Raw genomic sequence first — 26470 nt, 5'->3', positions numbered from 1 at the left:
TGTGACACGGCGTCTCGCCGTCCTGGTCGCCGGGCTGGCCCTGCTGCTGGGCGCCCTGGCCCCACCGTCGTCCGCGGACACGGACACGGCGGCGGCCGCCTTGCCCGGCAGCTTCCAGTGGAAGTCCAGCGGCGTGCTGATCTCCCCGAAGTCGGACGCCACCCACAGCCTCAGCGCGGTCAAGGACCCGTCGGTCGTGTACCACAACGGCCGGTGGCACGTCTTCGCCACCACCACGACCACCACCGGCGCGTACAGCATGGTGTACCTGAACTTCTCCGACTGGTCGCAGGCCGCCGCCGCGCAGCACCACTACCTGGACCGGACGGCGATCGGCGCCGGGTACAAGGCGGCACCGCAGGTGTTCTACTTCGCGCCCCAGCGGCTGTGGTACCTCGTCCACCAGACCGGGGACAACGCGGCGTACTCGACCACCGCGAACCTCGCCGACCCGCAGTCGTGGAGCGCCCCGAAGAAGTTCTACGCCGGGGGCATGCCGCAGATCATCAAGGACAACATCGGCAACGGCTACTGGGTCGACTTCTGGAACGTCTGCGACAGCGCCACCTGCTACCTGTTCTCCTCCGACGACAACGGCCACCTCTACCGCTCGCAGACCAGCCTCGCGAACTTCCCGAACGGCTTCACCAACACGGTCATGGTGATGCGGGACGCCAACAAGTACCGCCTCTGGGAGGCCGCCAACGTCTACAGGCTCAGCGGCAGCAACACCTACCTCCTCCTCGTCGAGGCGATCGGCGGCAACGGCAAGCGGTACTTCCGGTCCTGGACCTCGGGCGCCGTCAACGGGACCTGGACCCCGCTCGCCGACTCCGAGACCAACCCGTTCGCCCGCTCGAACAACGTCACCTTCGACGGCACGCCCTGGACCCAGGACATCAGCCACGGTGAGATGGTCCGCGCCGGCACGGACCAGACCCTCACGATCAACCCGTGCCGGCTTCAGTACCTCTACCAGGGCATGAACCCCTCCGCCACCGGCGACTACAACACGCTGCCCTGGCGGCTGGGCCTGCTGACGCAGACGAACTCGACCTGTTAGTCCGCTACTTCCAGGTGTCGCCGGTCGCGTAACCGCTCGACGTGCCCGTCGCGTACGAGCGGTTCGTGCCGGACTCCCAGATCACGTTCCCGGAGGCGTCCTTCGCGATGTACTTGTACGCGAAGGACGTGCTCCTGGGGACGATGACCGTCTTGCTCCACGTCGGGTACGACGCCGAGGACAGCGGGATCGCGTCCGCCGGGTTCCAGGAGCCCAGCGAGGGCAGGGAGCCGACGACATGGACGGTGGTGCCCCAGGTCGTCGTCGCGTCGACGTTGAAGGTGACGTCGGTGGCGTCGGCGTTCGCCAGGCACGAGGGTGCCGGCGGCCACGGCGCTCGCGGCGCGGCGGAAGACACCCGGGGGGTGGTGCCTGGAGGTCATGCTGCGGCTCCCGACGAAAGGGTTGGCATTCAACAACCCGTGAGACTGGGCCAGTTGAGAAGGGCACGTCAAGGTTGTCGGTGAAAGTTCTTGCTATCGGTTTCAAGCCTCTTGCTGTAAAGCTTTCGTCAGCGGTACGGTCGCGCGGGGTCGGACCCAACAGAGCCGTAGTCGCAAGGAGTTCCGCCTGTGATATCGAGATCGGCGCCCCGGACGCGCCGCACCGGGCACACCAGACGGGTCGCGGCCGTCACCGTCGCCGCGCTCGCCACCGCCCTCGTGCCGCCCCTCGCCGCCCACGCGGACAGCCCGCCCCCGCCTCCGTCGGACGCGAAGCTCGCCGCCGAGCCGGCCCGGCACGACGCCACGCGCGAGCAGTTCTACTTCGTCCTGCCGGACCGCTTCGCCAACGGCGACCCCGCCAACGACAAGGGCGGCCTCACCGGATCACGCCTCACCACCGGCTACGACCCCACCGACAAGGGCTTCTACCAGGGCGGCGACCTCAAGGGCCTGACCAAGCGCCTCGACTACATCAAGGGCCTCGGCACCACCGCCCTGTGGATGGCGCCCCTCTTCAAGAACCAGCCCGTCCAGGGCACCGGCGCCAACTCCTCCGCCGGCTACCACGGCTACTGGATCACCGACTTCACCCAGGTCGACCCGCACTTCGGCACCAACGAGGACCTGAAGACCCTCATCTCCAAGGCGCACGCCAAGGGCATGAAGGTCTACTTCGACGTCATCACCAACCACACCGCCGACGTCGTCGACTACGAGGAGAAGTCCTACGACTACCTCTCCAAGGGTGCCTTCCCCTACCTGACGAAGGACGGCGAGCCCTTCGACGACGCGGACTACGCGGCCGGCACCTCCGGGTTCCCCGCCGTCGACGCCGGGTCCTTCCCGCGCACGCCGGGCGTGGCCGCGGCCAAGAAGGACGTCAAGGTCCCCTCCTGGCTCAACGACCCGACGATGTACCACAACCGCGGCGACTCCACCTACGCCGGCGAGTCGACCACGTACGGGGACTTCTCCGGCCTCGACGACCTGTGGACCGAGCGTCCCGAGGTCGTCGAGGGGATGGAGAGGATCTACCGGCGGTGGGTGCGCGACTTCGACGTCGACGGCTTCCGGATCGACACCGTGAAGCACGTCAACATGGAGTTCTGGACCCAGTGGGCCACGGCCCTCGACGCCTACGCGGCCAAGCGGGGCCGGGACGACTTCTTCATGTTCGGCGAGGTCTACTCCGCCGACACGAGCATCACGTCCCCCTACGTCACCCAGGGCCGGCTCGACGCCACCCTCGACTTCCCCTTCCAGGAGGCGGCCCGCCAGTACGCCTCCCAGGGCGGCAGCGCCAAGAAGCTCGCCTCGGTCTTCGCCGACGACTACAAGTACACGACCGACAAGGCCAACGCCTACGAGCAGGTCACCTTCCTCGGCAACCACGACATGGGCCGCGTCGGGTACTTCCTGAAGCAGGACAACCCCGGGGCCACCGACGCCGAGATCCTCGCCAAGGACCGGCTCGCCAACGAGCTGATGTTCCTCAGCCGCGGCAACCCCGTCGTCTACTACGGCGACGAGCAGGGCTTCACCGGCTCCGGCGGCGACAAGGACGCCCGCCAGACCATGTTCGCCTCCCGCACCGCCGACTACCTCGACGACGACGAGATCGGCACCGACCGCACCCACGCGAGCGACGCCTACGACACGAGCGCGCCCCTGTACCGGCGGATCGCCGCCCTCTCCCAGCTGCGCAAGGCCCACCCCGCCCTGACGGACGGCGTGCAGACCGAGCGCTACGCGGCGGACGGCGCCGGCGTCTACGCCTTCTCCCGGACCGGCACCGACCGGACCGAGTACCTCGTCGCCTTCAACAACGCCGGTGAGGCGAGGACGGCGACCTTCCCGACCGGCTCCGCGACCACGACCTTCCGGGGGATCTACGGCACGTCCGGCACCGTCACCTCCGACGCCGGCAAGAAGGTCACCGTCACGGTCCCGGCCGGCGCGACCGTCGTCCTCAAGGCGTCCGGCAGGCCCGCCCGGCCCGCCACCGGGCCCGCGATCCGCCTCCAGGCCCCGGCCACCGGCGCCACCGGCACCGTCGAGCTGAGCGCCGACGTGGACGGCGGGCAGCTCAACCGCGTGGTCTTCGCCGCCCAGGTCGGCAACGGCGGGTGGAAGACGCTCGGCTCCGCCGACCACGCCCCGTACAAGGTCACCCACACCATCGGCGAGGACGTGCCGGCCGGCACCGCCCTGCGCTACAAGGCGGTCGTCGTCGACTCCGCCGGACGCACGGCGAGCGCCACGGCGGCGTCGGCCACCGGCACCCCGCCCGCCGAGGAGACCCCCACCGCCTCCTCCCGCGACTACGCGGTCGTCCACTACAAGCGCGCGGACGGCGACTACGACGACTGGGGCCTGTACGCCTGGGGCGACCTCGCCGACGGCGAGTCGACGAACTGGCCGGACAGCCACCCGTTCACCGGCCGGGACGCGTACGGTGCCTTCGCCTACGTCAAGCTGAAGCCCGGCGCCTCCGACGTCGGCTTCCTCGTCATCGACCGCCAGGGCGACAAGGACGTCTCCGCCGACCGCACGATCGACGTCACGCGGACGGGCGAGGTGTGGATCGAGCAGGGCAAGGAGGCCGTGCTCACCGAGCGGCCCTCGGCCGGATACCCGGCTCCGGACAGGACCAAGGCCGTCCTGCACTACCACCGCGCCGACGGGAACTACGACGGCTGGGGGCTGCACACCTGGACGGGCGCCGCGCACCCCACCGACTGGTCGAACCCCCTGAAGCCGGTGCGGACCGACCCCTACGGGGCGGTCTTCGAGGTGCCGCTCACCGAGGGCGCCACCAGCCTCGGCTACATCATCCACAAGGGCGACGAGAAGGACCTCCCGGCCGACCAGTCGCTGGACCTGACGGCCGACGGCCATGAGGTGTGGCTGCTGAGCGGTCAGCAGAAGTACCTGCTGCCGCAGCCGGCGGGCAGTGCCGCCGCCCTCGACCTCTCCACCTCCAAGGCGGTCTGGATCGACCGGGACACCGTCGCCTGGAACGGCTCCGACACGGCCGCCTCCACCCAGCTGCTGTACTCCCACGACGGCTCGATCGAGGTGACCGACGGGACGCTCACCGGAGCCGACCAGCGCTGGCTGCGGCTGACGAGGACGACCCTCACCGACGCCCAGAAGGCGCGGTTCCCGCACCTGAAGGGCGCCACCGCCTGGTCCGTCGACCCGCGCGACCGCGACCGGGTCCGCGAGGCCGTCCGCGGCCAGGTCGTCGCCTCCCAACGGGCCGTGAACGGCGCCGTACTGGCGGCGACCGGCGTGCAGATCGCCGGCGTGCTCGACGACCTCCACGCGGGTGCCACCGAGGCCGACCTCGGCCCGACCTTCCACAAGGGCCGCCCCACGCTCGCCGTGTGGGCCCCGACCGCGCAGAACGTGGCCCTGGAGCTCGACGGCACCACGGTGCGGATGAAGCGTGACGTCGGCACCGGCGTCTGGTCCGTCACCGGCCCCAGGTCCTGGAAGAACAAGCCCTACCGGTACGTCGTGACCGTGTGGGCGCCCAGCGTCCGCAAGGTCGTCACCAACAAGGTCACCGACCCCTACTCGGTCGCCCTGACCGCGGACTCCGAGCGCAGCCTCGTCGTCGACCTCGACGACGAGTCCCTCGCCCCCGGTGGCTGGTCGGGCCTGAAGAAGCCGGCGGCCGTACCGCTCGAGGACGCCCAGATCCAGGAGCTGCACATCCGGGACTTCTCGGTGGCGGACCGGACGGCGACGCACCCCGGCACCTACCTCGCCTTCACCGACAAGGACAGCGACGGCTCGAAGCACCTGCGGGCGCTGGCCGAGGCGGGCACCTCGTACGTCCATCTCCTCCCGGCGTTCGACATCGCCACCATCCCCGAGAAGAAGGCCGACCAGGCCACCGTCGGCTGCGACCTCGCCGCCCTCCCCGCCGACTCCGACCAGCAGCAGGCCTGCGTCGCCAGGACGGCCGCGAAGGACGCCTACAACTGGGGGTACGACCCGTACCACTACACGGTCCCCGAAGGGTCGTACGCCACCGACCCGGACGGGACCGCCCGTACCGTCCAGTTCCGCAGGATGGTGAAGGCGCTGAACGAGGACGGCCTCAGGGTCGTCATGGACGTCGTCTACAACCACACCGCGGCCGCCGGGCAGGCGGACACCAGCGTCCTCGACAAGGTCGTGCCCGGCTACTACCAGCGGCTCCTCGCCGACGGCTCGGTCGCCAACAGCACCTGCTGCGCCAACACGGCCACCGAGAACGCCATGATGGGCAAGCTGGTCGTCGACTCGGTCGTCACCTGGGCCAAGGAGTACAAGGTCGACGGCTTCCGCTTCGACCTCATGGGACACCACCCGAAGGCCAACATCCTCGCCGTGCGCAAGGCCCTCGACGCGCTGACCCTCGCGAAGGACGGCGTCGACGGCAAGAGGATCATCCTGTACGGCGAGGGCTGGAACTTCGGCGAGGTCGCCGACGACGCCCGGTTCGTCCAGGCCACGCAGCAGAACATGGCGGGCACCGGCATCGCCACCTTCTCCGACCGCGCGCGCGACGCCGTACGCGGCGGAGGCCCCTTCGACGCCGACCCCGGCGTCCAGGGCTTCGCCTCCGGACTCCACACCGACCCCAACTCCTCCACCGGCAACGGCACTCCGGCCGAGCAGAAGGCCCGGCTGCTGCACTACCAGGACCTGATCAAGGTGGGCCTCAGCGGCAATCTCGCCCGGTACCGCTTCACCGACACCAGCGGCAGGGAGGTCACCGGCGCCGAGGTCGACTACAACGGCAGCCCCGCGGGCTACGCGGAGGCACCCGGCGACGCCCTCGCCTACGCCGACGCCCACGACAACGAGTCGCTGTTCGACGCCCTCGCCTACAAACTGCCCCCGACGACGAGTGCCTCCGACCGCGCCCGGATGCAGGTCCTCGCCCTGGCCACGGCCACCCTGTCCCAGGGCCCGGCCCTCTCCCAGGCCGGCACCGACCTGCTGCGCTCGAAGTCCCTGGACCGCAACTCCTACGACAGCGGCGACTGGTTCAACGCGATCCACTGGAGCTGCGCCGACGGCAACGGCTTCGGCCGCGGACTGCCGCCGGCCGCCGACAACCAGTCCAAGTGGCCCTACGCCACGCCCTTGTTGACCCGGATCCAGGTGGGCTGCCCGCAGATCCAAGGAGCCTCGGCCGCCTACCGGGACCTGCTGAGGATCCGTACGACGGAGAAGGCGTTCTCCCTCGACACGGCCGCGCAGGTGCAGTCGGCGCTCTCCTTCCCGCTCTCCGGCAAGGACGAGACGCCCGGCGTGATCACCATGGAACTCGGTGACCTGGTCGTGGTGTTCAACGCGACGCCGGACGCCCAGCGGCAGCGGGTCGCCGCACTGGCCGGGACGGGCTACCGGCTGCACCCGGTGCAGGCGGCGGGGGCGGACTCTACCGTCAAGTCCGCGACGTACGAAGCGGAATCGGGCACATTCGCCGTTCCGGGGCGGACCGTCGCCGTCTTCTCCCGGACCCCCTGACAAGGGCCTTACCTTGGTGGAGCAGACCCGGAATCGGGTCTGCTCCACCGGTGTGTCCGAGGACTGACAGATGGACGTCGACGGCAGGCGGAGCGACGCGACGGTACTGGTCGTGGACGATGTGGCGGCCAGCCGGTTCGCCATGGGCGCACTGCTGCGCCGCGCCGGCCACCAGGTCGTCCAGGCCGCCACCGGCCGCGAGGCCCTCGTCGAACTCGACGTACGGCTGCGCAGAGGCACCCTGCCCGACGTGGCGCTCGTCGACGTGGACCTGCCGGACATGAGCGGTTTCGAACTGTGCCGCCGGCTCAAGTCCCGGCCGCACATGGCCGGCCTGCCCGTCGTGCACTTCTCGGCCGCCGCCCTGGCCCCGGCCAACCGCTGTCAGGGACTGGACGCGGGCGGCGAGGCCTACCTGGAGATGCCCGCCGAGCCCGAGGAGATCGACGCGGTGGTCCGGGCCGCGGTGCGCGCCGCCCGGCTGCGGGCCGACGACCAGGCGCTGGCCCGGCGGCTGTCGCTGATGTCGGAGAGCGTCGTCACCATCCAGGCGGCGCGCTCCCTGCAAGAACTCGCCGACGCCGCCGCCGAGGGCACCGCACGGCTCACCGGCGGCCCCGCCGCCGTCTTCCTCCTCGGCCCGGACGACGAGCTGTACCGCGGCACCTCCCGCGACCGCACCTCGCTCGCGCCGCCGGGCGCGGAGGCGCACCGGACCGTGGCCGGTCTGCTGCGGCGGCTCACCCGCGGGCAGGCCGGGGTGCGCATCACCACGGTGCCCGCGCCGCTGTGGCCCACCGGGTTCTTCCGGCCCGGCATGGAGCACGACGCCCGTCTGGCACTGACCCGCACCCAGGACGGGAGGGCCGCGGTGTGCCTGGCCACGCCCACCCGCGGCGCACGCCGGGTGAACCCCGAGACGGAGGCCCTGGTGGCCCGGCTCGCCCAGGCCACCGCCCTCGCCGCCGAGCCGCTGCTCATGTACCAGGTCGAGCGGCACGTCGCGCTCACCCTCCAGCACAGCTTCCTGCCCCGGCCGCACCGGCTGCCCGAACTGCCCGGCCTCGACGTCGTGGTCCGCTATGTGCCCGCGTCCCGGGAGACCGAGATCGGCGGCGACTTCTACGCCGCCCTGCGCACCGGTGAGGGGGTGCTGACCGCGGTCGGCGACGTCGTCGGGCACTCGCTGGAGGCGGCCACCGTCATGGTGGAGATCCGGCACGCGCTGCGCGCCTACTGCGTCGAGGACAGCCACCCGGCCGTGCTCGCCGAGCGCCTCGACCGGATGCTCCAGCACTACCACCCCGACGTCACGGCGACCGTCTGCCTGGCCCTGATCGACCCGGACACCGGACGCACCCGTATCGCCAACGCGGGACACATCCCGCCGCTGGTCATCGGGGACAACCGCAGCGCCGACTACGTCAAGGCCGCCGGCCCGCTGCTCGGGGTGGGCCTGCCCCACCCGCCGCCCACCGAGCTGTTCCTCGAACCCACCGACCGGCTCCTCATGGTCACCGACGGCCTGATCGAGACCCGGGGCACGGACCTCGCGGCCTCGATGGAGCAGCTCCGCGCGGCCGCCGCCGGTGCGCTGCCGGGCCTCGACGCCCTGTGCGACACGCTGCTCGACTGCTTCGGCCACGACCGGGAGGACGACATCGCGATGCTGGCGCTGCGGCGGGCCGATTAGGGTGACGTCCGTCGCCCAGCACAGGGTCGCCCGGAACAGGGTCGCCCGGAACAGGAGTGCCCCATGCCGCAGATCACCGTGGACTACTCGGCCACCATGGCCCCCGCCTTCGACCGGGCCGCCTTCGCGCAGGCCCTGCACACCGCGGTGGTCGACATCGCGGCCGCCAAGCCGGAGGCCTGCAAGACCCTGTTCCGCGGCGCCGACGGCACCGCGTTCGGCTACGACGACCCCGAGGAGCGGCGCCACGCGATCGTCCACGTCACGCTCGGGCTCCTGGCCGGCCGCACCGAGGAGACCAAGGCGAGGCTGACCGAGGCCGTCTTGGAGTTGCTGCGCGAGCACGTGCGGGGCGACGGGTTCGTCCTGCACGCCTCCGCCGAGGTGCGCGACCTCGACCCGTCGTACCGCAAGTACGAAGGCTGACGAGAGCCGACCGAAGCCGACGAGGGCCAAGGGGTCCTTGCACCATGAGCGCCAGGCCGCACGACCCGGGCGCTCATCGTGCAAGGACCCCTAAGAGGTGATCGCGATCAGCCGGGTCACCAGGTCGCCGAAGGGCCCGTCGGCCGGTTCGTCGGCCAGGACGGGCCGCAGCAGCGTGCGCAGTTCCTCGTCGTAGGCGGCGCTCACGGCGGTGAGGGCGGCGAAGTCGTGCACGAGCTGGACCTCCAGCTCCTCGCGCGGGATGCGCCGCCCGTCCAGCCAGATCAGCGCGGTCGACTCGGCGAGGGAGATCCAGGAGCGGACGACCAGTTCCAGACGCGGGGGCGGGTCGGTGACGGTCAGGTGCGACAGGATCTGCTCGTAGGCGGCCTGGCGCACGGAGTCGACGAGCGCGTTCGTGGTCGAGGAACCGACCGCCGGACCGCCGCGCATGAGGGCCGAGAAACCGGGGCCGTGTTCGTCGACGAAGTCGAAGTACCGGCGCATCACCCGCCGCAGCCGCGCCCCGAGAGGCCCCTCGTGCGGCTCGGCGAACCGGCTCGCCAGATCCTCCGACGCGCGCTTCAACGCCGCTTCGTAGAGGCTGAGTTTGCCGGGGAAGTAGTGGTAGACGAGGGGGCGCGAGATGCCCGCGGCCGCGGCTATCTCATCGATGGAGACCTCGTCGGGCGAGTGACGGGCGAACAGTTCGAGAGCGACGCCGATCAGCTGCTGCCGGCGCTCCTCGACTCCCATTCTGCGGCGGACCCCGGTTGTCATGCGAACACCTTACCGATCGAATCCGGACGCGAACGGACGGGATCGGCCACCACTTTCGCACGTATCCCTCACATGTCCGGCACCGGACGGTCGCTTCGGGACCACGAGACGCCGATCGGCACCGCGTCACCCCGCTCCGCGTCCGTCAGCGGATCGTCCCGGCGGCCCACCCCGGGACCGTGCCCCCTGCGGCGGAGTCCGGCCGCGAAGGCCGGAACGTCCCGGCCGTGGTCCGCCGGGCGTCACCGCAGCCCGCTGATCGACCGCCCGTTCTCCAGCGTGCCCTTCAGCTCCGCCCGGACCCCCTGCTTCGCCGGTACGGCCAGCAGATGGCCCTGCGCCGACCCGCTCACCCCGCCCGACGCCCGCACGGACTCCGTCTTGCGGTCACCGGCGGCGAGGAGGTACCAGGAGCCGGCCTCCGACTTCCACAGCACCCCGGCCAGCACATGCGGATCGCGCGGACCGCACGCCGGCACGTCCCCGGCCTTCGCCACGGCCGCCCCGAACAGCCCGCCCGGCGTGTGGAACTGGGCCAGCACCCGCGTCCCGTCACCCCGCCAGGTATCGGCCCGCGTGCACACCCACGCGGCCGAGCCGCTCCCGTCGGGCAGCGACTGCCGCGCGTACCCCCACGCGTTGACCGTACGCACGCCCTGCCCGCGCACCTCGCCCAGCGAGCAGGCGAACGGCGCCCAGGTGCGCAGCGCCTCCGCGCCCGTCGCCTCCTTGGGCGAGGTCGGCCGGCCGGCGGTGAGGCGGGCGGGGACGAGCTCGCCGAGGTCGCTCACCAGGTAGGAACCGGAGGCGTCGGTCAGTTGCAGCACGTTCCACGCCGTGCAGGTGCCGGTGCGGGTGGCCGGGCTGGCCAGCGGCGAGGTGATGCCGTCGGTCAGGGTCAGCTCCATCAGCCCGGCACCCGGCTTCGACAGGTCCCGCTCGGCCGCCTTCGTCACCCAGGGGGCGGTGAGGTAGCGGACGTTGCCGTCGGCCCGGTCCAGGACCACCGCGGCCGCCTCGGCGCCGGTCGCGCCGTCCGCGCGCGCGAAGTCCAGGGCGGCACCGGCCGTGCCCTCCTTCGGCTCGGCGTAGCGGGCGATGCGCAGACCGTCGTAGAGGATGACCACGCGCGCGGTGTCGGCGTCGCCCGCGAACAGCAGCTGGGGCGGGCCGGACGGGCCGCCGGAGGGGGTGCCGGGGGTGGCCGAGACGCGGACGTTCCCGCCGGGGCGGGCCCAGACGGCGAGGGCGCGGCGCAGCAGCGCGCTGTCACCGGTGAGGTCGCCGCGCGCCGGCCAGACGGAGAAGTCGGTGCGGGCGGAGGTCTTCCAGGCGGCGGGGGAGATCCTCACCAGCCGCCCGGGGGCGAGGGCGGCCTCGGCGGCCGGGTTCCGCGCGTACACCGGGGCGGCCGCGCCGTCGGGGCCCCAGCCGTCGCCCGGCAGGGCGAACAGGGCGCCGCACACGGCGAGCGCGGCCGCGGCGGCGAGCGCGGCCCTGGCGTGCCGGCGGCGGCGCATCAGGTCGGTGGGGCGGGCCTGGAGCGAGCAGGGGTCGAACTCGGGGGACTCCAGCAGCGTGTACCGCGCGGCGACGGTGTCGGCCTCCCGCAGCGCGGCGTCCGCGTCGGTGACGCCGCACCCCGTCAGCACCTCGCGCACATCGCCGTCGGGGAGCCTCTCCAGGCCGCGCAGGACGTAGGCGGCGCGGGCCGGGCCGGAGAGGCCGGCCAGCCGCTGGTCGAGGGCGAGTTCGTCGGAGCCGCCGGAGCGGGGGAAGAGACGCAGCCCCCACACCTGGGGCAGCAGCGGCGGCAGCTGCGCGCGTTTCGGCCATGCCCGGCGCGTCAGCGGCAGGCTCGCCTCCAGCGCCGTACGCACCACCTGGAGGCGGACGTACGCGTAGCCGGGGTCGCCGTCGCGGGCGGTGGACTGGGCCGGGATGACCGGGGCCGAGGCGCGGCCGCGGGGCAGGGCGCGCTGGGCGAGGGCGTGGGCGGTCAGGACGCGGCGGCCCCGGCCGAGGCTCTGCGGCAGCACCAGATAGGCGAGCCGGACGAGACGGGGATAGTGCTCGACGAGCGCGGCCTCGGCCTGCTCGACGTCGACGACCCGGTCGGCGGGGGAACCGGGTGCGGAGTGCGGGGCGACATCCTGTGACTGCACGTCCAGCAGAACGAGCGAACCGGTGGTTGGTCACCGGCGGTGCGGCCGGGTCAGCCCTCCGGCGCCACCAGCGCCCGCGCGTAGTTCGCCATCGAGCGCTGGTAGCGCGGCAGGTGGGCGGCGAGCGCCTCGAGGACGAGGGCGAGGCCTTCGCGGTCGCGGCCCAGGGAGGACAGGCACAGGGCGAGCGTGGCCCGGACGGCGTCGTCCAACTCGTCGGAGGGGGCGTCCAGTTCCGGCGTCAGCAGTTCGACGCCCTCCTCCGGCCGCCCGAGGTTCCGCAGCGAGCTGGAGAGCTGGATCCTGGCGCGGCGACCCTTGTAGCCGTCGAGGCCGAGGGCCAGCGCCTCCCGGTACAGCGGGACCGCCTTGTCCGGGTGGCCGGTCGAGTCCCAGGCGCAGGCCCGCTCGAACGGGCCGAGAGGGCTGTCCCCGGGCAGTTCGGCGACGAGCGCGTCGATCACGGCCCGCAAGCCGGCCGCCCGCTCCCCGCGAGGGTCGTCGAAGGCCGCCCACGCGGCGGCGACGCGGTCTTCCCAGTCCTGGTCCACCGGCCCACCTTCGCACGCCGGTGCCCCGGTGCGACACCGGTATGTTGAGCGGACCGCGTGCGGGAGCCGTATCCAGGACGAGGCTCTTGCAGGGAGGACAGATGAAGGTGACCCGACCGATGCTCGCGGTGGCCGGCGCCGCGGCGGTGCTCGTGCTGACCGGCTGCGGCTCCGACGGGGGCACGAAGGCCGTCCCGGAGACGGCGACCGGCAGCCTGGAGCAGCTGGCCGCCGAGGTGAAGTGCACGCCCAACATGCAGATCGACGCCGACGAGATCCGCCAGGCCGTCTGCAAGGACGCCGACGGCAAGTTCATCCTCGCCACCTTCGCCACTGACCGCGGCCTGCGCGAGTGGATCAACGGGGCGAAGGACTACGGCGGTCACTATCTCGTCGGCCGCAAGTGGGTGGCCGTGGGCGAGACCAGCACGGTGACGGCGCTGCGGGAGACGCTCGGCGGTGACATCGAGGAGGGCATGGACCACTCCGCGCACGAGCCCTCCGAGGGCGCCACGCACTCCGGTCACTGACCGGGCGCGGGGCATGGGAAAGCCGGCGGTGAGGATTCCTCGCCGCCGGCTTTCTCAGTGGGTCACTGGCACTTCTTGCCGGTGTTGATGCAGTTGACCATCTTGTTCATCAGGTTCGTGGAGAAGAAGTTGATGAAGTCGTTGTGGTCGGTGATCGGCTTGTGCAGCTGCTCCGGGAAGGTGTCCACCGCGTAGGCGTTCACGACCTGCCCGTTCTGGATCTGCGGGGCGGGAACGTCGTACACCAGGCGGACCTGGAGCTGGGGGATCGCCTTGAAGCCGTTGGCGCAGGTGCCGTCGGCCTGGACGAACGCCACGTGGGTGCGGTGGTTGGCGCTGTCGATGTTCTGGCCGTCCCAGCAGCTCTGGAAGTTGGACGTCCGCACCACCTGGCTGCCCTGCGGGCAGATCGGGTACTTGTCCTTCAGCTGCACCTTGTTCTCGAAGCCGGTGCAGCTCCAGTTCACGTTGGCGTTGCCGAGGCCGTTGACGAAGGACTTGGCGTCACCGGTGATGATGCGCAGGGCCGTCGGCATCGCGACGACGGGGCCCCTCTTGTTGCCGACGAACTTCAGCTGCGCCTGGGCGGGCTGGAGGATCCGGCCGACGTTGCCTTCCTTGCCACCACCGTCGTTGTTCTGGTCGAAGTCCTGCGTACCGTCCTGCAGACGCAGCACCGGCCAGAAGTACGACGACTTGTCGCCCTGGTTCTGGCAGCTGGTCTCGGCCGCCGCCAGGTCCTCGTCGCTCGCGAACGCGTCGTTGCTCTGGTTGCCGACGTAGTCGTGCAGGTGGTGCGCGCCGTTGGTGACACCGGGGGCGACGATCACGTTGTCCGTGTTGTGGTTGTCGTTGCCGTTGGTGCCGCACTTCGTGGTGAAGGTGCCGGTCGACCCGCCCCGGCCGTTCGCGGCGAGACCGTTGGCTCCCACGCCCAGCTGGTTGTTGTTGCCGGCCTGGGTGATGTCGACGAAGTCGTCAGCGACCGGGCCGTTGCCGCCCTGGCCGCCGTTGCCCTGCTGCTGGCCGTTGTCGCCCTGCTGCTCGCCGTTGTCGCCCTGGCCACCGTCGTTGTTCTGGCCACCGTCGTTGTTGTTCTGGTCGCCGTCGTTGTTCTGGTCGCCGCCGTTCTGCTGACCGCCGTCGTTCTCACCGGCGTTGGTCTCCGGGGCGGCGGTCTGCGGGGTGCAGGTGGCGAGCTGGCCCAGGTTCTGCGCCTGGCCGCCGACGCGCTGGATGTTGATGCGGATCCGGTCGATCGTGGCGACCCGCTTGTCCTTCAGGGGGCCGAGGATCGCGTTCTGGACGAAGCCCGCGTCCTGCGTCTGTGCCTGGCGCGTCGAGGCGAGCCGTGCGTAGGCCTCGGTGATCTGCTTGTCGAGGTTCGCCAGCTCCTTGTCGACACCCGAGCGTGCCCCTTCGGGCACGTTCGTCAGCTGCTGTCCCACGTCGGGGCAGGAGATGGTGGCCACCTGACCGGCAGCGGCCTTGACCTGGTTCTGCGACGAGTTCTTGGACTCGCCTGCCGAAGCGTAGAAGTTCGCCCAGATCAGCCCGCCCCCACCGAGCGCTAGGGCCGCCGATGCTGCCACGGCCTTCGTGGCCATCGACGAACGGCGTTTACGTGTGTTGCGTCCCATGGAACTCCTCTGACTTCCTTGCGGGGCAGCATCGAGGCGCCCGACAGGAGTGAAGCGGCTCCTTCCCATACGCGCGTCGCCCCGGAGGTGTTCAGCCGTCTCGGAAATTGATGAGAGGTTCGTGGAACAATTCGACCCCAACGCCCCCACAGGTGACACCCTCAACGCCCTTATACGTCAAGGGAGTTACCTGTCACCTGCATCACCGGTCCCGGTCCGGATGCCCCGGAGCCGACCGGGCCGGCGGCCGGTCGTGCGGTCGGTGGTGGTGACACGGGGGTCGGCACGAACCCCCGCCCGGCGGCGCGCGGCACGCCCCGCGCCCTCGAACGGCCGCTGTAGGCGCGCGTGTTGGTGTTCAGGGCGTCAGTCCGCCGAGCCGCCGGGCGGGGGTCACTGGCCCGAGGCCCCCGGTCAGGGGGTGGTGCCGGACACACCCCCGTCCGCCGCGAGCACCTTCGCCTCCACCTCCGGGTCCAGGCCCTTGGCGGTCCGGTCGGGGCGCTGGGGCGCCGTGCCGCCGATGTCCTGGAGCCACCGCCAGGTGTCGGCGACGGTCTCCTCGACGGGCCGGCACGCCAGCCCGGTCACCACCGCCCGTGACACGTCGGCGGAGTGCAGCGCGTCGTACATGTCACTGCCCGGCGGCACCCACACGGGCAGCTGTGTCCACGGCTCGATCCCGGCGTCCAGGATCACCTCCGGTGCGGTCCAGCGCAGCTCGGCCGCCGCCCCGGTGACCCGTGCACAGGCGTCCAGCAGTGCGCCCGTCGTCGTGTGCCCCTGCGGGCTGACCAGGTTGTACGGGCCGCTCAACTCCCGCTCCACGGCTCCGAGGGTCCACTCGGCGAGGTCCCGCACGTCGACGTACTGGAGGGGCAGATCGCGCGGCCCCGGCGCCAGGACCGGCCCACCCCGGGCCATCCGGGTCAGCCACCAGGGCAGCCGGCCGACGTTCTCGTACGGGCCGAGGATCAGCCCTGCCCGGACCAGCACGGAGTTCTCCGTGCCGAAGGCGCCGACGGCGGCCAGCTCGCCGCCCCGCTTGTCGCGGACGTAGTCGGTGGGTCCGGCGTCGGGCGCGGCGCCCTCGGCCAGCGGCGCGTCCTCGGTGTACCCGGCGGGCGGGGCCCACGCGTACACCGAGCAGCTCGACACGTACACGTACCGGCCGGCGCGGCCCCGCAGCAGCCGCGCCGCCTCGTGCACCGCACGCGGGGCCGACGACCAGGTGTCGACGACCGCGTCCCACTCGCCCTCGGCCAGCGCGGCGAGTCCGTCGGGCGCGGTGCGGTCGCCGGCCAGCGACCGCACCCCGGGGACGGGCGCGTGCCGCCCCCGGTTGAGGACCGTCACGTCCCAGCCGCGCCCCAGCGCCGCCTCCACGACGGCCCGTCCCACGAACTCCGTACCACCCAGCACCAGAAGTCTCATGCCGGTGACTGTGCCCCGTCCGGGCGCGGGAGGGAACCGCCCTCTGCCGTCAGCAGAGGATCAACGCGCGGACGGCGGGGTGTATTTGTAGCCGACCCGGCGCACCGTCCGGATCGTCTGGCGGTGCTCCGCGCCCAGCTTGCGGCGCAGCCGGGCGATGTGGACGTCGACGGTGCGGCCGTCGCCCACGTGGCCGTACCCCCACACGGTGGTGACGAGCTGGTCGCGCGTGTGCACCCGGTGCGGATGCGCCACGAGGTGCGCGAGCAGTTCGAACTCCAGGTACGTCAGGTCGAGTTCGCGTCCGCCGACCCACGCGATGCGCCGCACGGTGTCGATCCGTACGGGCGGCTCGCCGAGGTCATCGGTGTCGTCGGCCGTCGTGGTGCCGGGCGGGCCGGCCACCGCCACCGGCGGGAACGGCTGCCGCTGGTCGGCCGGGACGAGCACCAGGTAGCCGATCATGGGCGGCCGGCCCGGCAGGGCGGGCAGGGCGTGCGGGGGAGCGGGCAGCCAGGTGGTGCCCGGCGGCAGGAAGTCCGCGACCTCCACCACCTCGTCCCGGTCCACGGCCCGCAGGCGGTGGCGGGCCGAGCCGGACGGGGCGGTGAGGGGAGCGGTGGAGAGGGGAGCGGTGGGGAGGGAACGAGTGGTCGCCATGAGAGGTCAGCTCTTTCGCGCGAGGAGTTCGTCTGGCTGGACGACGGCCGCGATGCCTGATCGGGCTCGTCGAGGGACGTACGTCGTTCGCGTCGGCCGGAGGCCGGGGTTACGGCTTCAGAGGACCGGCGCGTGCGTCGCGCGGCAACACACCCGGTCGAAGTCGTGGTGCTGACGGGAGGGCCAGAAGGGCTCGAGGTCATGGCGACCCGTCGCGGAGTGCTTCTGGAAGCTGGCCATGGGCCCATTGAAGCAGACACCCGTGCGGGACAGGAGACTTCGCCCACCGCTCGGACGTCTCCGTGGCCTGAAGTCGATGCCGGCCCGCGGCCGGGACCCGCGACCCGCGGCCCACGGTCCCGGGGAACCCCCGGCATGCCGAAGGGGCGCCCGCCGATTCGGCGGGCGCCCCTCATGGGACCGTGCGGACCCTGCGGCCGGGACCGGGCGGATCAGACCTGGCCGGCCTTCTCCAGCGCGGAGCAGCAGGTGTCCACCAGCAGGCGGGTGACCACGTACGGGTCGACGTTGGCGTTCGGACGGCGGTCCTCGATGTAGCCCTTGCCGTCCTTCTCGACCTGCCACGGGATACGGACCGAGGCGCCGCGGTTGGAGACGCCGTAGGAGTACTCGTTCCACGGGGCGGTCTCGTGCAGACCGGTCAGGCGGTCGTCGATGCCGGCGCCGTAGTTCTTGACGTGGTCGAGCGGCTTGGAGCCCTCACCGAGCGACTCGCACGCGGTGATGATCGCGTCGTAGCCCTCGCGCATGGCCTTCGTGGAGAAGTTGGTGTGCGCGCCGGCGCCGTTCCAGTCGCCCTTGACCGGCTTGGGGTCGAGGGTGGCGGCGATGCCGAAGTCCTCGGCGGTGCGGTAGAGCAGCCAGCGGGCCACCCACAGCTGGTCGGAGACCTCCAGCGGGGAGACCGGGCCGACCTGGAACTCCCACTGGCCGGGCATGACCTCGGCGTTGATGCCGGAGATGGCGAGACCCGCCTTGAGGCAGTTGTCCAGGTGCGCCTCGACGACGTCACGGCCGAAGATCTCGTCGGCGCCGACTCCGCAGTAGTAGCCGCCCTGCGGGGCCGGGAAGCCACCCTTGGGGAAGCCGAGCGGGTACCCGTCCTTGAAGAAGGTGTACTCCTGCTCGATGCCGAAGATCGGCTCCTGGGCGGCGAACTTCTCGGCGACCTCGGTCAGCGCGGCACGGGTGTTGGTCGCGTGCGGCGTCATGTCGATGTTGAGGACCTCGCACAGGACGAGGATGTCGTCGCCGCCGCGGATCGGGTCCGGGCAGGAGAAGACCGGCTTGAGCACGCAGTCCGAGGCGTGGCCCTCGGCCTGGTTGGTGGAGGACCCGTCGAAGCCCCAGATCGGCAGCTCGGCACCCTTGGCGTCGTCGGAAAGGATCTTGGTCTTCGAACGCAGCTTGGCCGTCGGCTCGGTGCCGTCGATCCAGATGTACTCAGCCTTGAAGCTCACGGGGCCACATCCTTCGGGGTGGGTCTAGGCGCATGTGCGGGTGCTGCGGCGCTGCGGCACTGGGGCGCCGCGTTTGTTGCCCGCGAGCCTGTCAACAGGCGATTTCCCGGTCATTGCCCGAGTGTGAACCCCGTGTTACCTGGTGGTGCTGTGGTGCGTCTCACGCTGTGAGGGGGTCCGCCCGGCGCGGAGTTGCCGTTCGCGGCCGCAGCCGGACGCGAGCACGCGCGCGTACGACGGCTCGTATGCGATGGGAATGACGCGGAGCCGCCCGGGCAGGGCTGGCCAGGGCGGTGGGGGAGCGCCCGGGCGCGGTGCGGCGAGCACCCGGGGGCGGCGAGGGGCTGCGGCGAACACTCGGGGCGGCGAAGGGTGGCGGGGGAACACCCGGGGGCGGCGAGGGGCGCGGGGGAACACCCCGGGGCGGCGAGGGGCTGCGGCCGAACACCCGGGTGCGGCGAAGAGCTGCGGAGGGGTGCCCGGGTGTGGTGCGGCGAGCACCCGGGCCCGGCGAGCACCCGGGGGCGGCGAGGGGCTGCGGCCGAACACCCGGGTGCGGCGAAGAGCTGCGGAGGAGCGCCCGGGTGTGGTGCGGCGGCGTGCGCTCAGTCCGCCCCGGCCGCCGCCTGTCGTACGCCGTCCAGGAAGCCCCGGATCGCGGCCAGCTCCCGCTCGTCGTAGCCGCGCAGCAGCTCGACCGTCCGCCCGATGAGCGGCCCGAAGAAGGCCCGGCCCAGGGCGACGGCCCGCTCGTCGACCTCGACGACCACCTGCCGCCGGTCGGCCCGGCCGCGCACCCGCCGCACATGGCCGGCGCGCTCCAGACGGTCGATCACGGCGGTCGTCCCGGCCGAGTTCAGCCCGAGCGTCCCGCCCAGCCGCCCCGCGGTCGTCTCCTCGCCCGCCCGCCGGGCGTCCATGAGGGCGATGAGGGCGCGGACGTCGGTGGGGTGCATGTCGTTGCGGTTCGCGAAGCGGGCGCTGTGCAGGCCCAGCTCGACGGTCACCGCCCGCAGCAGATGGACGATCTCCATCTCCGGACCTTCGGCGGGCATACGGCAGTCCTCCGGGGCTATCATCTCGCTCAACGAACATCTCGCTCAGCGAGATAATAGGGGAGGCGCGATGCGCGCGTACGACAGTGCTGCCTTTCGGGAGGCCTACGACCGGGTCATGGCCAAGTGGCCCGCCGACCGGGAGGCGGTGACCGTCCCCACCCCCTTCGGGCCGACGCACGTCAATGTGCACGGCCCGCGCGACGGGGACCCGCTGGTGCTCCTGCCCGGCGGGGGAGGGGCGACCTCGGCGTCCTGGTACGCGCAGGCGGCGCAGCTGGGCCGGGAGCGGCGGGTGTACGCCGTCGACCTGATCGGCGCGGCCGGCCTGAGCGGGACCGACGGCGGGCCCGGGCCCCGGACGGTCGCCGACCTGGTCGTCTGGCTGGACGCCGTCCTCGACGGCCTCGGCGTCCGGGAGGTGTCCCTGGGCGGTCATTCGTACGGCGCCTGGATCGCCCTGCACCACGCCGCGCACCACGTCGCGCAGGACTCCCCGCGCACGCCCCGCCGGGTACGCCGCCTGTTCCTCCTCGACCCGACCCGGTGTTTCGCCGGGTACAGGACGGCGTACCTGCTCCACGCCCTGCCGATGCTGCTGCGGCCCACCCCGCGCCGGGTGCGCGCCTTCCTGGAATGGGAGACCGGGGGCGGAGCCGCTCTCGACCCCGACTGGCTGCGCCTCCAGGAGGCGGCCGCGGGCTTCCCTTCCGCGAAGCCGGTGACCGGACCGCGTCCCGCGCCGCAGGCCCTGCGGGCCCTGGACGTGCCGGTCCTGCTGCTCGTGGCCGCGAACAGCAGGACCCATGACACGTACGAGGTGACGGCCCGCGCGGAAGAGGCGCTGCGGCACGTCGTGACGGCCGTCCTGCCGGACGTCTCCCATCACGCGCTGCCGCAGGCCGCGCCCCCCGAACTGGGCCGCCGCCTCAGGGAGTTCCTCTCCTGAGCGTCACCCCACCTTCTCGATCACGGCCCGGCGGATCAGGAACTTGCCGGGCTCACGGACCTGCTCGAAGGCCGCGTTGTTCAGCAGCACACAGCTGCCGGAGACCGAGGTCACCTCGACGGTCGTGGACTTGTTGTTGTCCAGGTTGGTGACCTTCAGCTTCGTCCCCGCCGGGAACTGGTTGCTGGACGCGGCCGGGGCACCCCCCTCGCCGGAGAGGGTGACGGTGGAGCCGTTGCAGACCTGCTGACCGGAGGCGGCGCCCGTGCCGCCGTTTCCGGTGTCGCCGGTGTTCCCGGTGCCCCCGGCGTTTTCGGCGGGGGCGGTCTGGGCCGGCTGCGAGGCCTGCGGGGCCGTCGTCTGGGAGCCCTGAGCCGACTCCCCGACGACGCACCCCGACGCCTTCTGCTGCACCTTGATCTGCTCGATGACGGCCTCACGGTTGGTGATCCGGGCCGCTGACTGCGCGTCCGGCTCGGCCCGCTGGCCGTCGATGAACCGCTGGTTGTTGCCGAGGGCGGTGGCCAGGCCCTGGCAGACGGACGACTCGGCGGCCGTCTGCGGGGACTGCGCGGCGTTCGAGGTGGCCGCCATGACGAAGGCGCCGCCTCCCGCCACCGTCGCGGCACTCACCAGCAGCGCCAGCTTCTTCTTCGTACCGAGCGTTCTCCTGCGCGACATGCGCGCCTCCTGAGAGGTAGGGGGAGCGTACGCCGCTATGTACGAGATACCGAACGAGGGTGCTCAGTGGTGACAGGAGTCACCAGAAGTGGTGTGCGTCACAGGGCAGTCGGCCCCGCTCAGCCCTCCCCCTCCTCGTACGCCACCACCGTGTCGTTGACGTACTGGAGCAACCCCTCGGTCTGGGCGGTGAGTTCGGCCTCGCCGGTCTCGGCGCCGTCGGCCCACTGGCCGTTGGCGAACACCACCGAGCGGACGGTCATCAGCCGCCGGAAGATGCCGGCCGAACCGGGCGGCACGGTGGGCAGACCGGCCTCGGGGGGCGGGTCGAGCGAGACCACCTGGTAGGTCACCGGGTCCATCGAGGCCATCATGAACACCCGCGAGGCGTCCTCGACCCGCGCGAAGCTCAGCACGCTCACCGTGACCTGCGAGCGCCGGTCTGCGTCCGTGAACAGCGCCGCCGTCAACCGGGCGCACTCGTCGCCCTGTTCGATCAGCTCGGCCAGCTCCGGTGACATGCCCCGGGCGCAGTCGGTGGTGGTGGCGAGGTCGACGCGCGAGTACCGGGAGCCGTCCTCCAGACGGACGGCCGTCCGCGGGAACGCCTCCTCGGGGCGGATGACGGGCCGGGCGAGCAGCGAGGGCAGGACGCTCGGCGCGTCGGAGGGGAGGCCGACGTCCACGGAGGGGACCGCCGGGCCGGCCGACGACGTCGTGGCGGCCGGGGCGGCGGACGCCGGCTCGCCGCCGTCGTCCCCGCCCGTCATCATCAGGGCGCCGGCGGCGATGGCGGCGACGAGGACGACGCCGGTCCCCGCGGCGACCGCACGCCGGGTCCGCCGGCGCCTGCGTATCCGCTCCTGCTCGGCCGAGAACCGGGCGTAGGCATCCTGTTGGGCGTAGGGATCCGGTTGCGCGTAGGGATGCGGTGGGGCGTACGGACCGACGTGGGCGTACGGGTCCGGCTGGACGCGCGGACCGGTCTGGGCGCCGGGGGCCGGCTGGACGCGCGGGTCGGCCTGGGCGTACGGGTCCGGCTGGGCGTACGGGTCGGACGGGCCGTGCGGCATTCCTTGATCACCGAAGGTCATGGCGGCGGAGGGTAACAGCGACAGCCGCCCCGACTCCCGTCACCCGACGAACCGTTCGCTACCCGGCTAACGGGACAGAGCGTCCCGTACGGCCTCCTCCGTGCGGGCCACGACCGCCGTACCGTCGTCGGCGGTGATGATCGGGCGCTGGATGAGCCGGGGATGCTCGGCGAGGGCCGCGATCCAGCGCCCGCGCGAGGCGGCGTCCCGCGGCCAGTCCTTCAGCCCGAGCTCCTTGGCCACGGCCTCCTGGGTGCGGGTGATGTCCCACGGCTCCAGCCCCAGCCGATCGAGTACGGCCCTGATCTCGTCCTCGGCCGGTACGTCCTCCAGGTAGCGGCGGACGGTGTAGTCGGCGCCCTCGGCATCGAGCAGGCTGAGCGCGCTGCGGCACTTGGAACAGGCGGGGTTGATCCAGATCTCCATGCGGCCCACGGTATCCGGAGACCCTCGCGGCGCCCCGAAACTCGTTCTCCCCGTGCGCCACTGCCACCCCGAAAGCCCTTGTGGCCAGGGGCTTTTGTCAGTGGGGGACAGTAGAATAGAAGCAGTGTTCGAGGGTTCCGCCGGAGGTTCCGGGCCGGAACCCTGACCGCGACAGGAGGATGCCTGTGCCCGCTGCCGCACTGAAGCCGAAGCCGCTGCCGACCCAGTCCACCGCGAAGCGTCCCGTCCAACTCGACCTGCCCTACGCCCCGGTGGAGAAGCGGCCGCTGCCGCCCGGCCGCCCGCGCGACTGGTACGTCACGCACAACCGCCGTCTCAAGGCCATGCGCCTCGCCATCGCCCTCCTCGACTCGGGCGTCCACCTGCCCAACCAGGCCCGCAACGAGACGATCCGCGACACGGCCCGACTGATCGGCGTCCACCCGCCGTCGGACACGACGTGCCACATGGTGCGGGCGCTGATGCGGTACTCGAGGTGAACGGGGCGCCGGGTGCCGCTTTCCCTAGCGGCGCCCGGCGCCTGCGTGCCCGCGCCTGCGTGCCGCCCGGCCGGTGTCACCCCGCCAACTCCTTCTCCAACGGCGTCCGGAACCGAGGCGTCACCCTCGTCTCGCCCACCCACCCCCGCAGCCGTTCCGCCTCCGCCGCGATCGCCGCCTCCGCCTCCCGCCCCACACCGCTCCCGTCCACGATCCGCCAGACGACCTCCCCGTCGGCCCGCTGGGCCCAGCCCCCCACCACCCGCCCGTCCCACCACACCGTCGGCCCCACGTTCCCGCTCCGGTCGACCAGCGCGGACCGCAGCCCGGGAGCCAGATACCAGTCCCGCCCCTGCCAGCCCATCGCCGTCGGATCGAGCCCCGGCAGCAGCGCCGCCCACGGCTCCTCCGGCGCGGCCACCGGGTCGACGTCGCCCTCGACGACGTACCCCGTGCCCTCGTCCAGCGACACCGCCCGCGCCCCGATCGCCGCCAGCGCCCGCCGCACGTCCGTCACCCGCCACCCCGTCCACCACTTCAGGTCGGCCTCGGTGGCCGGCCCGCAGGCGGTGAGCCGGCGCCGCAGCAGCTCCGCCTGCGCCTCGGCCGGGTCCAGCTCGGGGTGTTCGGGGGCCAGGGCCCAGCGGAACCGGCTCGACGTCCACGAACCCAGCGGCCGGCCCCGGACCACCTTCCCCTCGACGCCCAGCACCTTCAGCAGCCGCGTCGAGACCGTGTGGACACCCTCGTAGCTCTTCCCGGCCGCGTACACGAACTGCTCCCGCAGCCTCGGCTCCTCCCGCGCCAGCTCGGCCGCCGTCGCCTGCCCCAGCCGCCCCAGCACCGCCAGCGTCGACTCCTCGACCTCCTTCAGCCAGGTCGCGTCCGGCGCGCCGGCCTTCGCCATGTCCCGCACCAGCGCGGCCCGTTCCCGCGCGGCGACCTCGAGACCGGTCGAGGCGTGCACGACCGCCGTCAACCCCGCCGGGAACACGAACACCGTGTGCCGCATCCCGTGCATGCGGACCAGCGTCCGGTCGTCCCCGTACAGCGCCCGGTCGGTCTCCGGCACGGTCCCCGACGGGTCGGCGAGCCGTGCCCCGACCGCCAGGTACACCGTGGCCGGATCCGTGCCGTGCAGCGCCACGAGCGCGTCGGCCACCTCCTCCGGGCTCGCGGCCCGCGCCTGCGGCGCCAGCCGCTGCCGCAGGGCCAGCCGGGCCCGCCGCTCCGCCCCGCCGACGTACCGCTCCTCGCCGTCCATCCCGTCCTCCGACCGTGTCCGTCCGTCTCCGTCCGCCGCCCGCGCCGCCCGCCCTCACGGGAAAAGGGGATGCACGCCCAGTGACGGCCTCCCTACTCTGAAGACACCACCCCACCCCCACCACACCTCACAGTCACCTCTCCATGCCCAGGAAGGAGGCACGCCATGGGCACCGTCGTTCTCTCCGGGACCGCCGTCCTGGTGGTCCTGGGATTCGGAAACCAGCTCTACTGGCTCGCCGCGGTCGCCGTGCTCTTCCTGTACGTGCGCCACGGGCGCGACGCGTCCTCGGCATCCGTGCCCGGCCCCGCCGCGAGCGCCGCGCCGACGTCGTACAAGGCCTACCGCGACCGCCGTGACCAGCAGGCCAAGTGGGAGCGCCGCTACCGTCGCGAGCGCCCGCTGGAGTCCCGTCGGCAGGAGCGCGAGCGCGGCAAGTGACGAAGGGCAGCCCCCGGTAGCCCCCGTTTCTCACAGACCGGGGGCGCCCCAGACCGGGAACCAGCGGCTCAGGTCCTGCTCGAACCGCAGGTCGTTCACGAGGGCCGCCCTGATCCGGAGTTCCAGCGCGTTGTCGCGCCGCTGTCCCGCACCGGGCAGCGGCGCGAACGGGAAGAAGGAACCCCGCTTGTACAGGTACACCAGCGCCAGCCGCCGACCGCTGTCGTCCTCGAACCCCGCCAGGGAGCACAGCAGCTGCGGCCCGAACCCGTTGACCTCCATCGCGCTGTTCACCGCGTGCAGGTCGTTGACCAGGAGGTGCAGCTCGTCGGGGGAGCGGCGGGAGACCAGCCAGGAGTAGCCGTAGCCGTCCCGCAGCAGCTCCACCGGGGGGCCGTCGCGGTCGGTGTCCGCGTCCAGCAGTGCCTGCACCTCGCGGTGCGTCTGCTCGAAGGCCGCACCCTCCACCGTGGCGAAGCACACCGCGCCGTGGCCGGTCGGCCTGAAGCCGGCCGCCGCCTCGAGCGTCACGGCCGCACCCGGCAGCGCGAAGAGCCGGTCGAGGTCCGGCGCGACCGGCTTCGTCCGGCCGAGGAGGATGTCCAGCAGCCCCATCGCTCAGACCCCTCCCGGTGTCGCCGCCTCGCCCAGCTCGGCGGAGATACGGCCCAGCTGCTCGAGGCGCTGTTCCAGGCTCGGGTGGGTGGAGAAGAGGCCCGCGACACCGGGCTCGGAGCCCAGCGCCGGGGTGAAGTAGAAGGCGTTGAAGGCCTGCGCCGTCCGCAGGTCCTTGGTCGGGATGCGGGCGATGTCGCCGGACACCTTCGTCAGCGCGGAGGCCAGCGCCGAGGGCCGCCCGGTGAGCAGTGCCGCCGCCCGGTCCGCCGCCAGCTCCCGGTACCGGGACAGCGCCCGGATCAGCAGGAAGCTGATCGCGTACACGGCCGCGGAGACGCCCAGCACACCGGCGAGGACCACGGCGGTGTTCTGGTCCCTGCGCCCGCCGCCGAACAGCTGCGAGTAGAGGGCGAACCGCACGATCAGCCCCGCGATCACCCCGAGGAACGACGCGATCGTGATCACGGCGACGTCCTTGTGCGCCACATGGGACAGCTCGTGCGCGAGCACACCCTCCAGTTCGGCCGGCTCCAGCCGCCGCAGCAGCCCGGTGGTCACGCAGACCACGGCGTGCTCGGGATCGCGGCCGGTCGCGAACGCGTTCGGCATGTCCATCTCGGAGACGGCGACCACCGGCTTGGGCATGTCGGCCAGCGCGCACATCCGGTCGATCACCGCGTGCAGCTCGGGATACTCCGCACGCTCCACGACCCGGCCGCGCATCGCGTACAGCGCGATCCGGTCGGAGAACCAGTACTGCGCGCCGAGCATCGCCGCCACAACTACCACGACCAGCACCCAGGACTTCAGCAGCACGATCAACGCGGCGACGAACCCCACGTACAACAACCCGAGCAGGAACAGCGTGACCCCCATGCGTGTGGTCAACCGCCGGTCGCTCCGGAAGCGGCTGTGCATCTGCATCACCCCGCAGTTCAGGCACTCGCCCCACAGCCATTGTGCGCCCGGGCCTCCCATGGGCGGGTTCCGATCGGTCCTGCGGGGAGCAAAGGAACGCACATGCGTTCCTCATCCCGTCGG

Annotated in this window: 23 protein-coding genes and 1 pseudogene; 8 read left to right on the top strand and 16 right to left on the bottom strand. The window is 72.2% G+C overall.

The window, feature by feature from the left end; all coding sequences use genetic code 11:
- Window positions 1-85: 85 nt before the first annotated feature.
- Window positions 86-1063 (top strand): annotated as a pseudogene (locus ACF1A1_RS02540) (non-reducing end alpha-L-arabinofuranosidase family hydrolase); the annotation flags it as partial.
- Between the two features lie 4 nt (window positions 1064-1067).
- Here the strand turns inward: ACF1A1_RS02540 and ACF1A1_RS02535 are convergent.
- Entirely contained in the window at window positions 1068-1421 is a 354-nt protein-coding gene (locus ACF1A1_RS02535) for a carbohydrate-binding module family 20 domain-containing protein (protein WP_391644626.1), read from the bottom strand.
- A 214-nt stretch (window positions 1422-1635) separates the two neighbouring features.
- Here ACF1A1_RS02535 and pulA point away from each other — a divergent pair, with 214 nt between their 5' ends.
- From pulA to ACF1A1_RS02520, 3 genes are all read left to right on the top strand, one after another.
- Window positions 1636-7041: a pullulanase-type alpha-1,6-glucosidase gene (pulA, locus tag ACF1A1_RS02530; RefSeq protein ID WP_391644624.1), complete on the top strand. Its 5406-nt coding sequence runs from the start codon at window positions 1636-1638 to the stop codon at window positions 7039-7041.
- Between the two features lie 70 nt (window positions 7042-7111).
- Window positions 7112-8734, top strand: coding sequence for a SpoIIE family protein phosphatase (locus ACF1A1_RS02525; RefSeq protein WP_391644622.1), 1623 nt, complete (start codon window positions 7112-7114; stop codon window positions 8732-8734).
- 63 nt (window positions 8735-8797) lie between these two features.
- Window positions 8798-9160 (top strand): 5-carboxymethyl-2-hydroxymuconate Delta-isomerase, encoded by a 363-nt coding sequence (locus ACF1A1_RS02520; protein ID WP_391644620.1) that lies wholly within the window; start codon window positions 8798-8800, stop codon window positions 9158-9160.
- A 90-nt stretch (window positions 9161-9250) separates the two neighbouring features.
- Here the strand turns inward: ACF1A1_RS02520 and ACF1A1_RS02515 are convergent, their stop codons facing one another.
- The 3 genes from ACF1A1_RS02515 to ACF1A1_RS02505 form a co-directional block, all read right to left on the bottom strand.
- Window positions 9251-9940 (bottom strand): TetR/AcrR family transcriptional regulator, encoded by a 690-nt coding sequence (locus ACF1A1_RS02515; RefSeq protein WP_391644618.1) that lies wholly within the window; start codon window positions 9938-9940, stop codon window positions 9251-9253.
- A gap of 242 nt (window positions 9941-10182) precedes the next feature.
- Window positions 10183-12105: a hypothetical protein gene (locus ACF1A1_RS02510; RefSeq protein WP_391644616.1), complete on the bottom strand. Its 1923-nt coding sequence runs from the start codon at window positions 12103-12105 to the stop codon at window positions 10183-10185.
- Between the two features lie 50 nt (window positions 12106-12155).
- Window positions 12156-12656 carry a tetratricopeptide repeat protein gene (locus ACF1A1_RS02505; protein ID WP_391644614.1) on the bottom strand — a complete coding sequence of 167 codons (501 nt, stop codon included), beginning with the start codon at window positions 12654-12656 and terminating at the stop codon, window positions 12156-12158.
- Between the two features lie 101 nt (window positions 12657-12757).
- On the opposite strand from ACF1A1_RS02505, the gene ACF1A1_RS02500 reads away from it, so the two are divergent.
- Window positions 12758-13186, top strand: coding sequence for a hypothetical protein (locus ACF1A1_RS02500; protein WP_391644612.1), 429 nt, complete (start codon window positions 12758-12760; stop codon window positions 13184-13186).
- 62 nt (window positions 13187-13248) lie between these two features.
- On the opposite strand, the gene ACF1A1_RS02495 is transcribed toward ACF1A1_RS02500, so the two are convergent.
- The 6 genes from ACF1A1_RS02495 to ACF1A1_RS02470 form a co-directional block, all read right to left on the bottom strand.
- The gene (locus tag ACF1A1_RS02495; RefSeq protein WP_391644610.1) at window positions 13249-14826 is read right to left on the bottom strand and encodes a DUF1996 domain-containing protein; all 1578 of its coding nucleotides are present in this window, start codon (window positions 14824-14826) and stop codon (window positions 13249-13251) included.
- Between the two features lie 414 nt (window positions 14827-15240).
- On the bottom strand, window positions 15241-16260 hold the full coding sequence (locus ACF1A1_RS02490) for an SDR family oxidoreductase (RefSeq protein ID WP_391644609.1): 1020 nt from the start codon (window positions 16258-16260) through the stop codon (window positions 15241-15243).
- 60 nt (window positions 16261-16320) lie between these two features.
- A complete protein-coding gene (locus tag ACF1A1_RS02485) occupies window positions 16321-16920 on the bottom strand; it encodes a winged helix-turn-helix domain-containing protein (protein ID WP_391644607.1) in 600 nt (199 codons plus the stop codon).
- Window positions 16921-17037: 117 nt separating this feature from the next.
- Window positions 17038-17160: a hypothetical protein gene (locus tag ACF1A1_RS02480; RefSeq protein ID WP_391644605.1), complete on the bottom strand. Its 123-nt coding sequence runs from the start codon at window positions 17158-17160 to the stop codon at window positions 17038-17040.
- Window positions 17161-17372: 212 nt separating this feature from the next.
- On the bottom strand, window positions 17373-18401 hold the full coding sequence (gene glnII / locus ACF1A1_RS02475) for a glutamine synthetase (protein WP_391644603.1): 1029 nt from the start codon (window positions 18399-18401) through the stop codon (window positions 17373-17375).
- A 605-nt stretch (window positions 18402-19006) separates the two neighbouring features.
- The gene (locus tag ACF1A1_RS02470; RefSeq protein WP_391644601.1) at window positions 19007-19456 is read right to left on the bottom strand and encodes a MarR family winged helix-turn-helix transcriptional regulator; all 450 of its coding nucleotides are present in this window, start codon (window positions 19454-19456) and stop codon (window positions 19007-19009) included.
- Between the two features lie 70 nt (window positions 19457-19526).
- Between ACF1A1_RS02470 and ACF1A1_RS02465 the strand changes: the two genes are divergently transcribed.
- Entirely contained in the window at window positions 19527-20405 is an 879-nt protein-coding gene (locus tag ACF1A1_RS02465) for an alpha/beta fold hydrolase (RefSeq protein WP_391644599.1), read from the top strand.
- Window positions 20406-20408: 3 nt separating this feature from the next.
- Here ACF1A1_RS02465 and ACF1A1_RS02460 read toward each other — a convergent pair whose 3' ends face one another.
- The 3 genes from ACF1A1_RS02460 to ACF1A1_RS02450 form a co-directional block, all read right to left on the bottom strand.
- Window positions 20409-21086, bottom strand: coding sequence for a hypothetical protein (locus ACF1A1_RS02460; RefSeq protein WP_391644597.1), 678 nt, complete (start codon window positions 21084-21086; stop codon window positions 20409-20411).
- A gap of 119 nt (window positions 21087-21205) precedes the next feature.
- Complete coding sequence (locus ACF1A1_RS02455; protein ID WP_391644595.1) at window positions 21206-22180, bottom strand: hypothetical protein; 975 nt, start codon at window positions 22178-22180, stop codon at window positions 21206-21208.
- A 66-nt stretch (window positions 22181-22246) separates the two neighbouring features.
- Complete coding sequence (locus ACF1A1_RS02450; RefSeq protein WP_391644593.1) at window positions 22247-22606, bottom strand: arsenate reductase family protein; 360 nt, start codon at window positions 22604-22606, stop codon at window positions 22247-22249.
- A gap of 185 nt (window positions 22607-22791) precedes the next feature.
- On the opposite strand from ACF1A1_RS02450, the gene ACF1A1_RS02445 reads away from it, so the two are divergent.
- Window positions 22792-23106 (top strand): hypothetical protein, encoded by a 315-nt coding sequence (locus ACF1A1_RS02445; protein ID WP_391644591.1) that lies wholly within the window; start codon window positions 22792-22794, stop codon window positions 23104-23106.
- A gap of 76 nt (window positions 23107-23182) precedes the next feature.
- Here ACF1A1_RS02445 and ACF1A1_RS02440 read toward each other — a convergent pair whose 3' ends face one another.
- A complete protein-coding gene (locus ACF1A1_RS02440) occupies window positions 23183-24370 on the bottom strand; it encodes a winged helix DNA-binding domain-containing protein (protein ID WP_391644589.1) in 1188 nt (395 codons plus the stop codon).
- A 165-nt stretch (window positions 24371-24535) separates the two neighbouring features.
- On the opposite strand from ACF1A1_RS02440, the gene ACF1A1_RS02435 reads away from it, so the two are divergent.
- Complete coding sequence (locus tag ACF1A1_RS02435; RefSeq protein ID WP_391644587.1) at window positions 24536-24811, top strand: hypothetical protein; 276 nt, start codon at window positions 24536-24538, stop codon at window positions 24809-24811.
- Between the two features lie 30 nt (window positions 24812-24841).
- On the opposite strand, the gene ACF1A1_RS02430 is transcribed toward ACF1A1_RS02435, so the two are convergent.
- Together ACF1A1_RS02430 and htpX are read right to left on the bottom strand one after the other, a co-directional pair.
- Window positions 24842-25426: a hypothetical protein gene (locus ACF1A1_RS02430; protein WP_391644585.1), complete on the bottom strand. Its 585-nt coding sequence runs from the start codon at window positions 25424-25426 to the stop codon at window positions 24842-24844.
- A 3-nt stretch (window positions 25427-25429) separates the two neighbouring features.
- Complete coding sequence (htpX, locus tag ACF1A1_RS02425; protein WP_391645312.1) at window positions 25430-26347, bottom strand: zinc metalloprotease HtpX; 918 nt, start codon at window positions 26345-26347, stop codon at window positions 25430-25432.
- Window positions 26348-26470: the final 123 nt, after the last annotated feature.

Source organism: Streptomyces sp. NPDC014995, assembly GCF_043080745.1.
GTDB lineage: Bacteria > Actinomycetota > Actinomycetes > Streptomycetales > Streptomycetaceae > Streptomyces.
Note: the sequence above shows the minus strand (reverse complement) of the source record. Positions and strands in the feature narration are given on the sequence as shown.

Coding starts and splice junctions, on each gene's coding strand:
- htpX (WP_391645312.1), bottom strand. CDS start 26,347: ATGCACAGCCGCTTCCGGAGCGACCGGCGGTTGACCACACGCATGGGG.
- ACF1A1_RS02490 (WP_391644609.1), bottom strand. CDS start 16,260: ATGAGACTTCTGGTGCTGGGTGGTACGGAGTTCGTGGGACGGGCCGTC.
- ACF1A1_RS02460 (WP_391644597.1), bottom strand. CDS start 21,086: ATGTCGCGCAGGAGAACGCTCGGTACGAAGAAGAAGCTGGCGCTGCTG.
- ACF1A1_RS02470 (WP_391644601.1), bottom strand. CDS start 19,456: ATGCCCGCCGAAGGTCCGGAGATGGAGATCGTCCATCTGCTGCGGGCG.
- ACF1A1_RS02440 (WP_391644589.1), bottom strand. CDS start 24,370: ATGGACGGCGAGGAGCGGTACGTCGGCGGGGCGGAGCGGCGGGCCCGG.
- ACF1A1_RS02465 (WP_391644599.1), top strand. CDS start 19,527: ATGCGCGCGTACGACAGTGCTGCCTTTCGGGAGGCCTACGACCGGGTC.
- ACF1A1_RS02500 (WP_391644612.1), top strand. CDS start 12,758: ATGAAGGTGACCCGACCGATGCTCGCGGTGGCCGGCGCCGCGGCGGTG.
- ACF1A1_RS02430 (WP_391644585.1), bottom strand. CDS start 25,426: ATGGGGCTGCTGGACATCCTCCTCGGCCGGACGAAGCCGGTCGCGCCG.
- ACF1A1_RS02495 (WP_391644610.1), bottom strand. CDS start 14,826: ATGGGACGCAACACACGTAAACGCCGTTCGTCGATGGCCACGAAGGCC.
- ACF1A1_RS02455 (WP_391644595.1), bottom strand. CDS start 22,180: ATGACCTTCGGTGATCAAGGAATGCCGCACGGCCCGTCCGACCCGTAC.
- ACF1A1_RS02485 (WP_391644607.1), bottom strand. CDS start 16,920: ATGGCGACCACTCGTTCCCTCCCCACCGCTCCCCTCTCCACCGCTCCC.
- ACF1A1_RS02435 (WP_391644587.1), top strand. CDS start 24,536: ATGGGCACCGTCGTTCTCTCCGGGACCGCCGTCCTGGTGGTCCTGGGA.
- ACF1A1_RS02525 (WP_391644622.1), top strand. CDS start 7,112: ATGGACGTCGACGGCAGGCGGAGCGACGCGACGGTACTGGTCGTGGAC.
- ACF1A1_RS02515 (WP_391644618.1), bottom strand. CDS start 9,940: ATGACAACCGGGGTCCGCCGCAGAATGGGAGTCGAGGAGCGCCGGCAG.
- ACF1A1_RS02450 (WP_391644593.1), bottom strand. CDS start 22,606: ATGGAGATCTGGATCAACCCCGCCTGTTCCAAGTGCCGCAGCGCGCTC.
- ACF1A1_RS02480 (WP_391644605.1), bottom strand. CDS start 17,160: ATGGCCAGCTTCCAGAAGCACTCCGCGACGGGTCGCCATGACCTCGAG.
- ACF1A1_RS02520 (WP_391644620.1), top strand. CDS start 8,798: ATGCCGCAGATCACCGTGGACTACTCGGCCACCATGGCCCCCGCCTTC.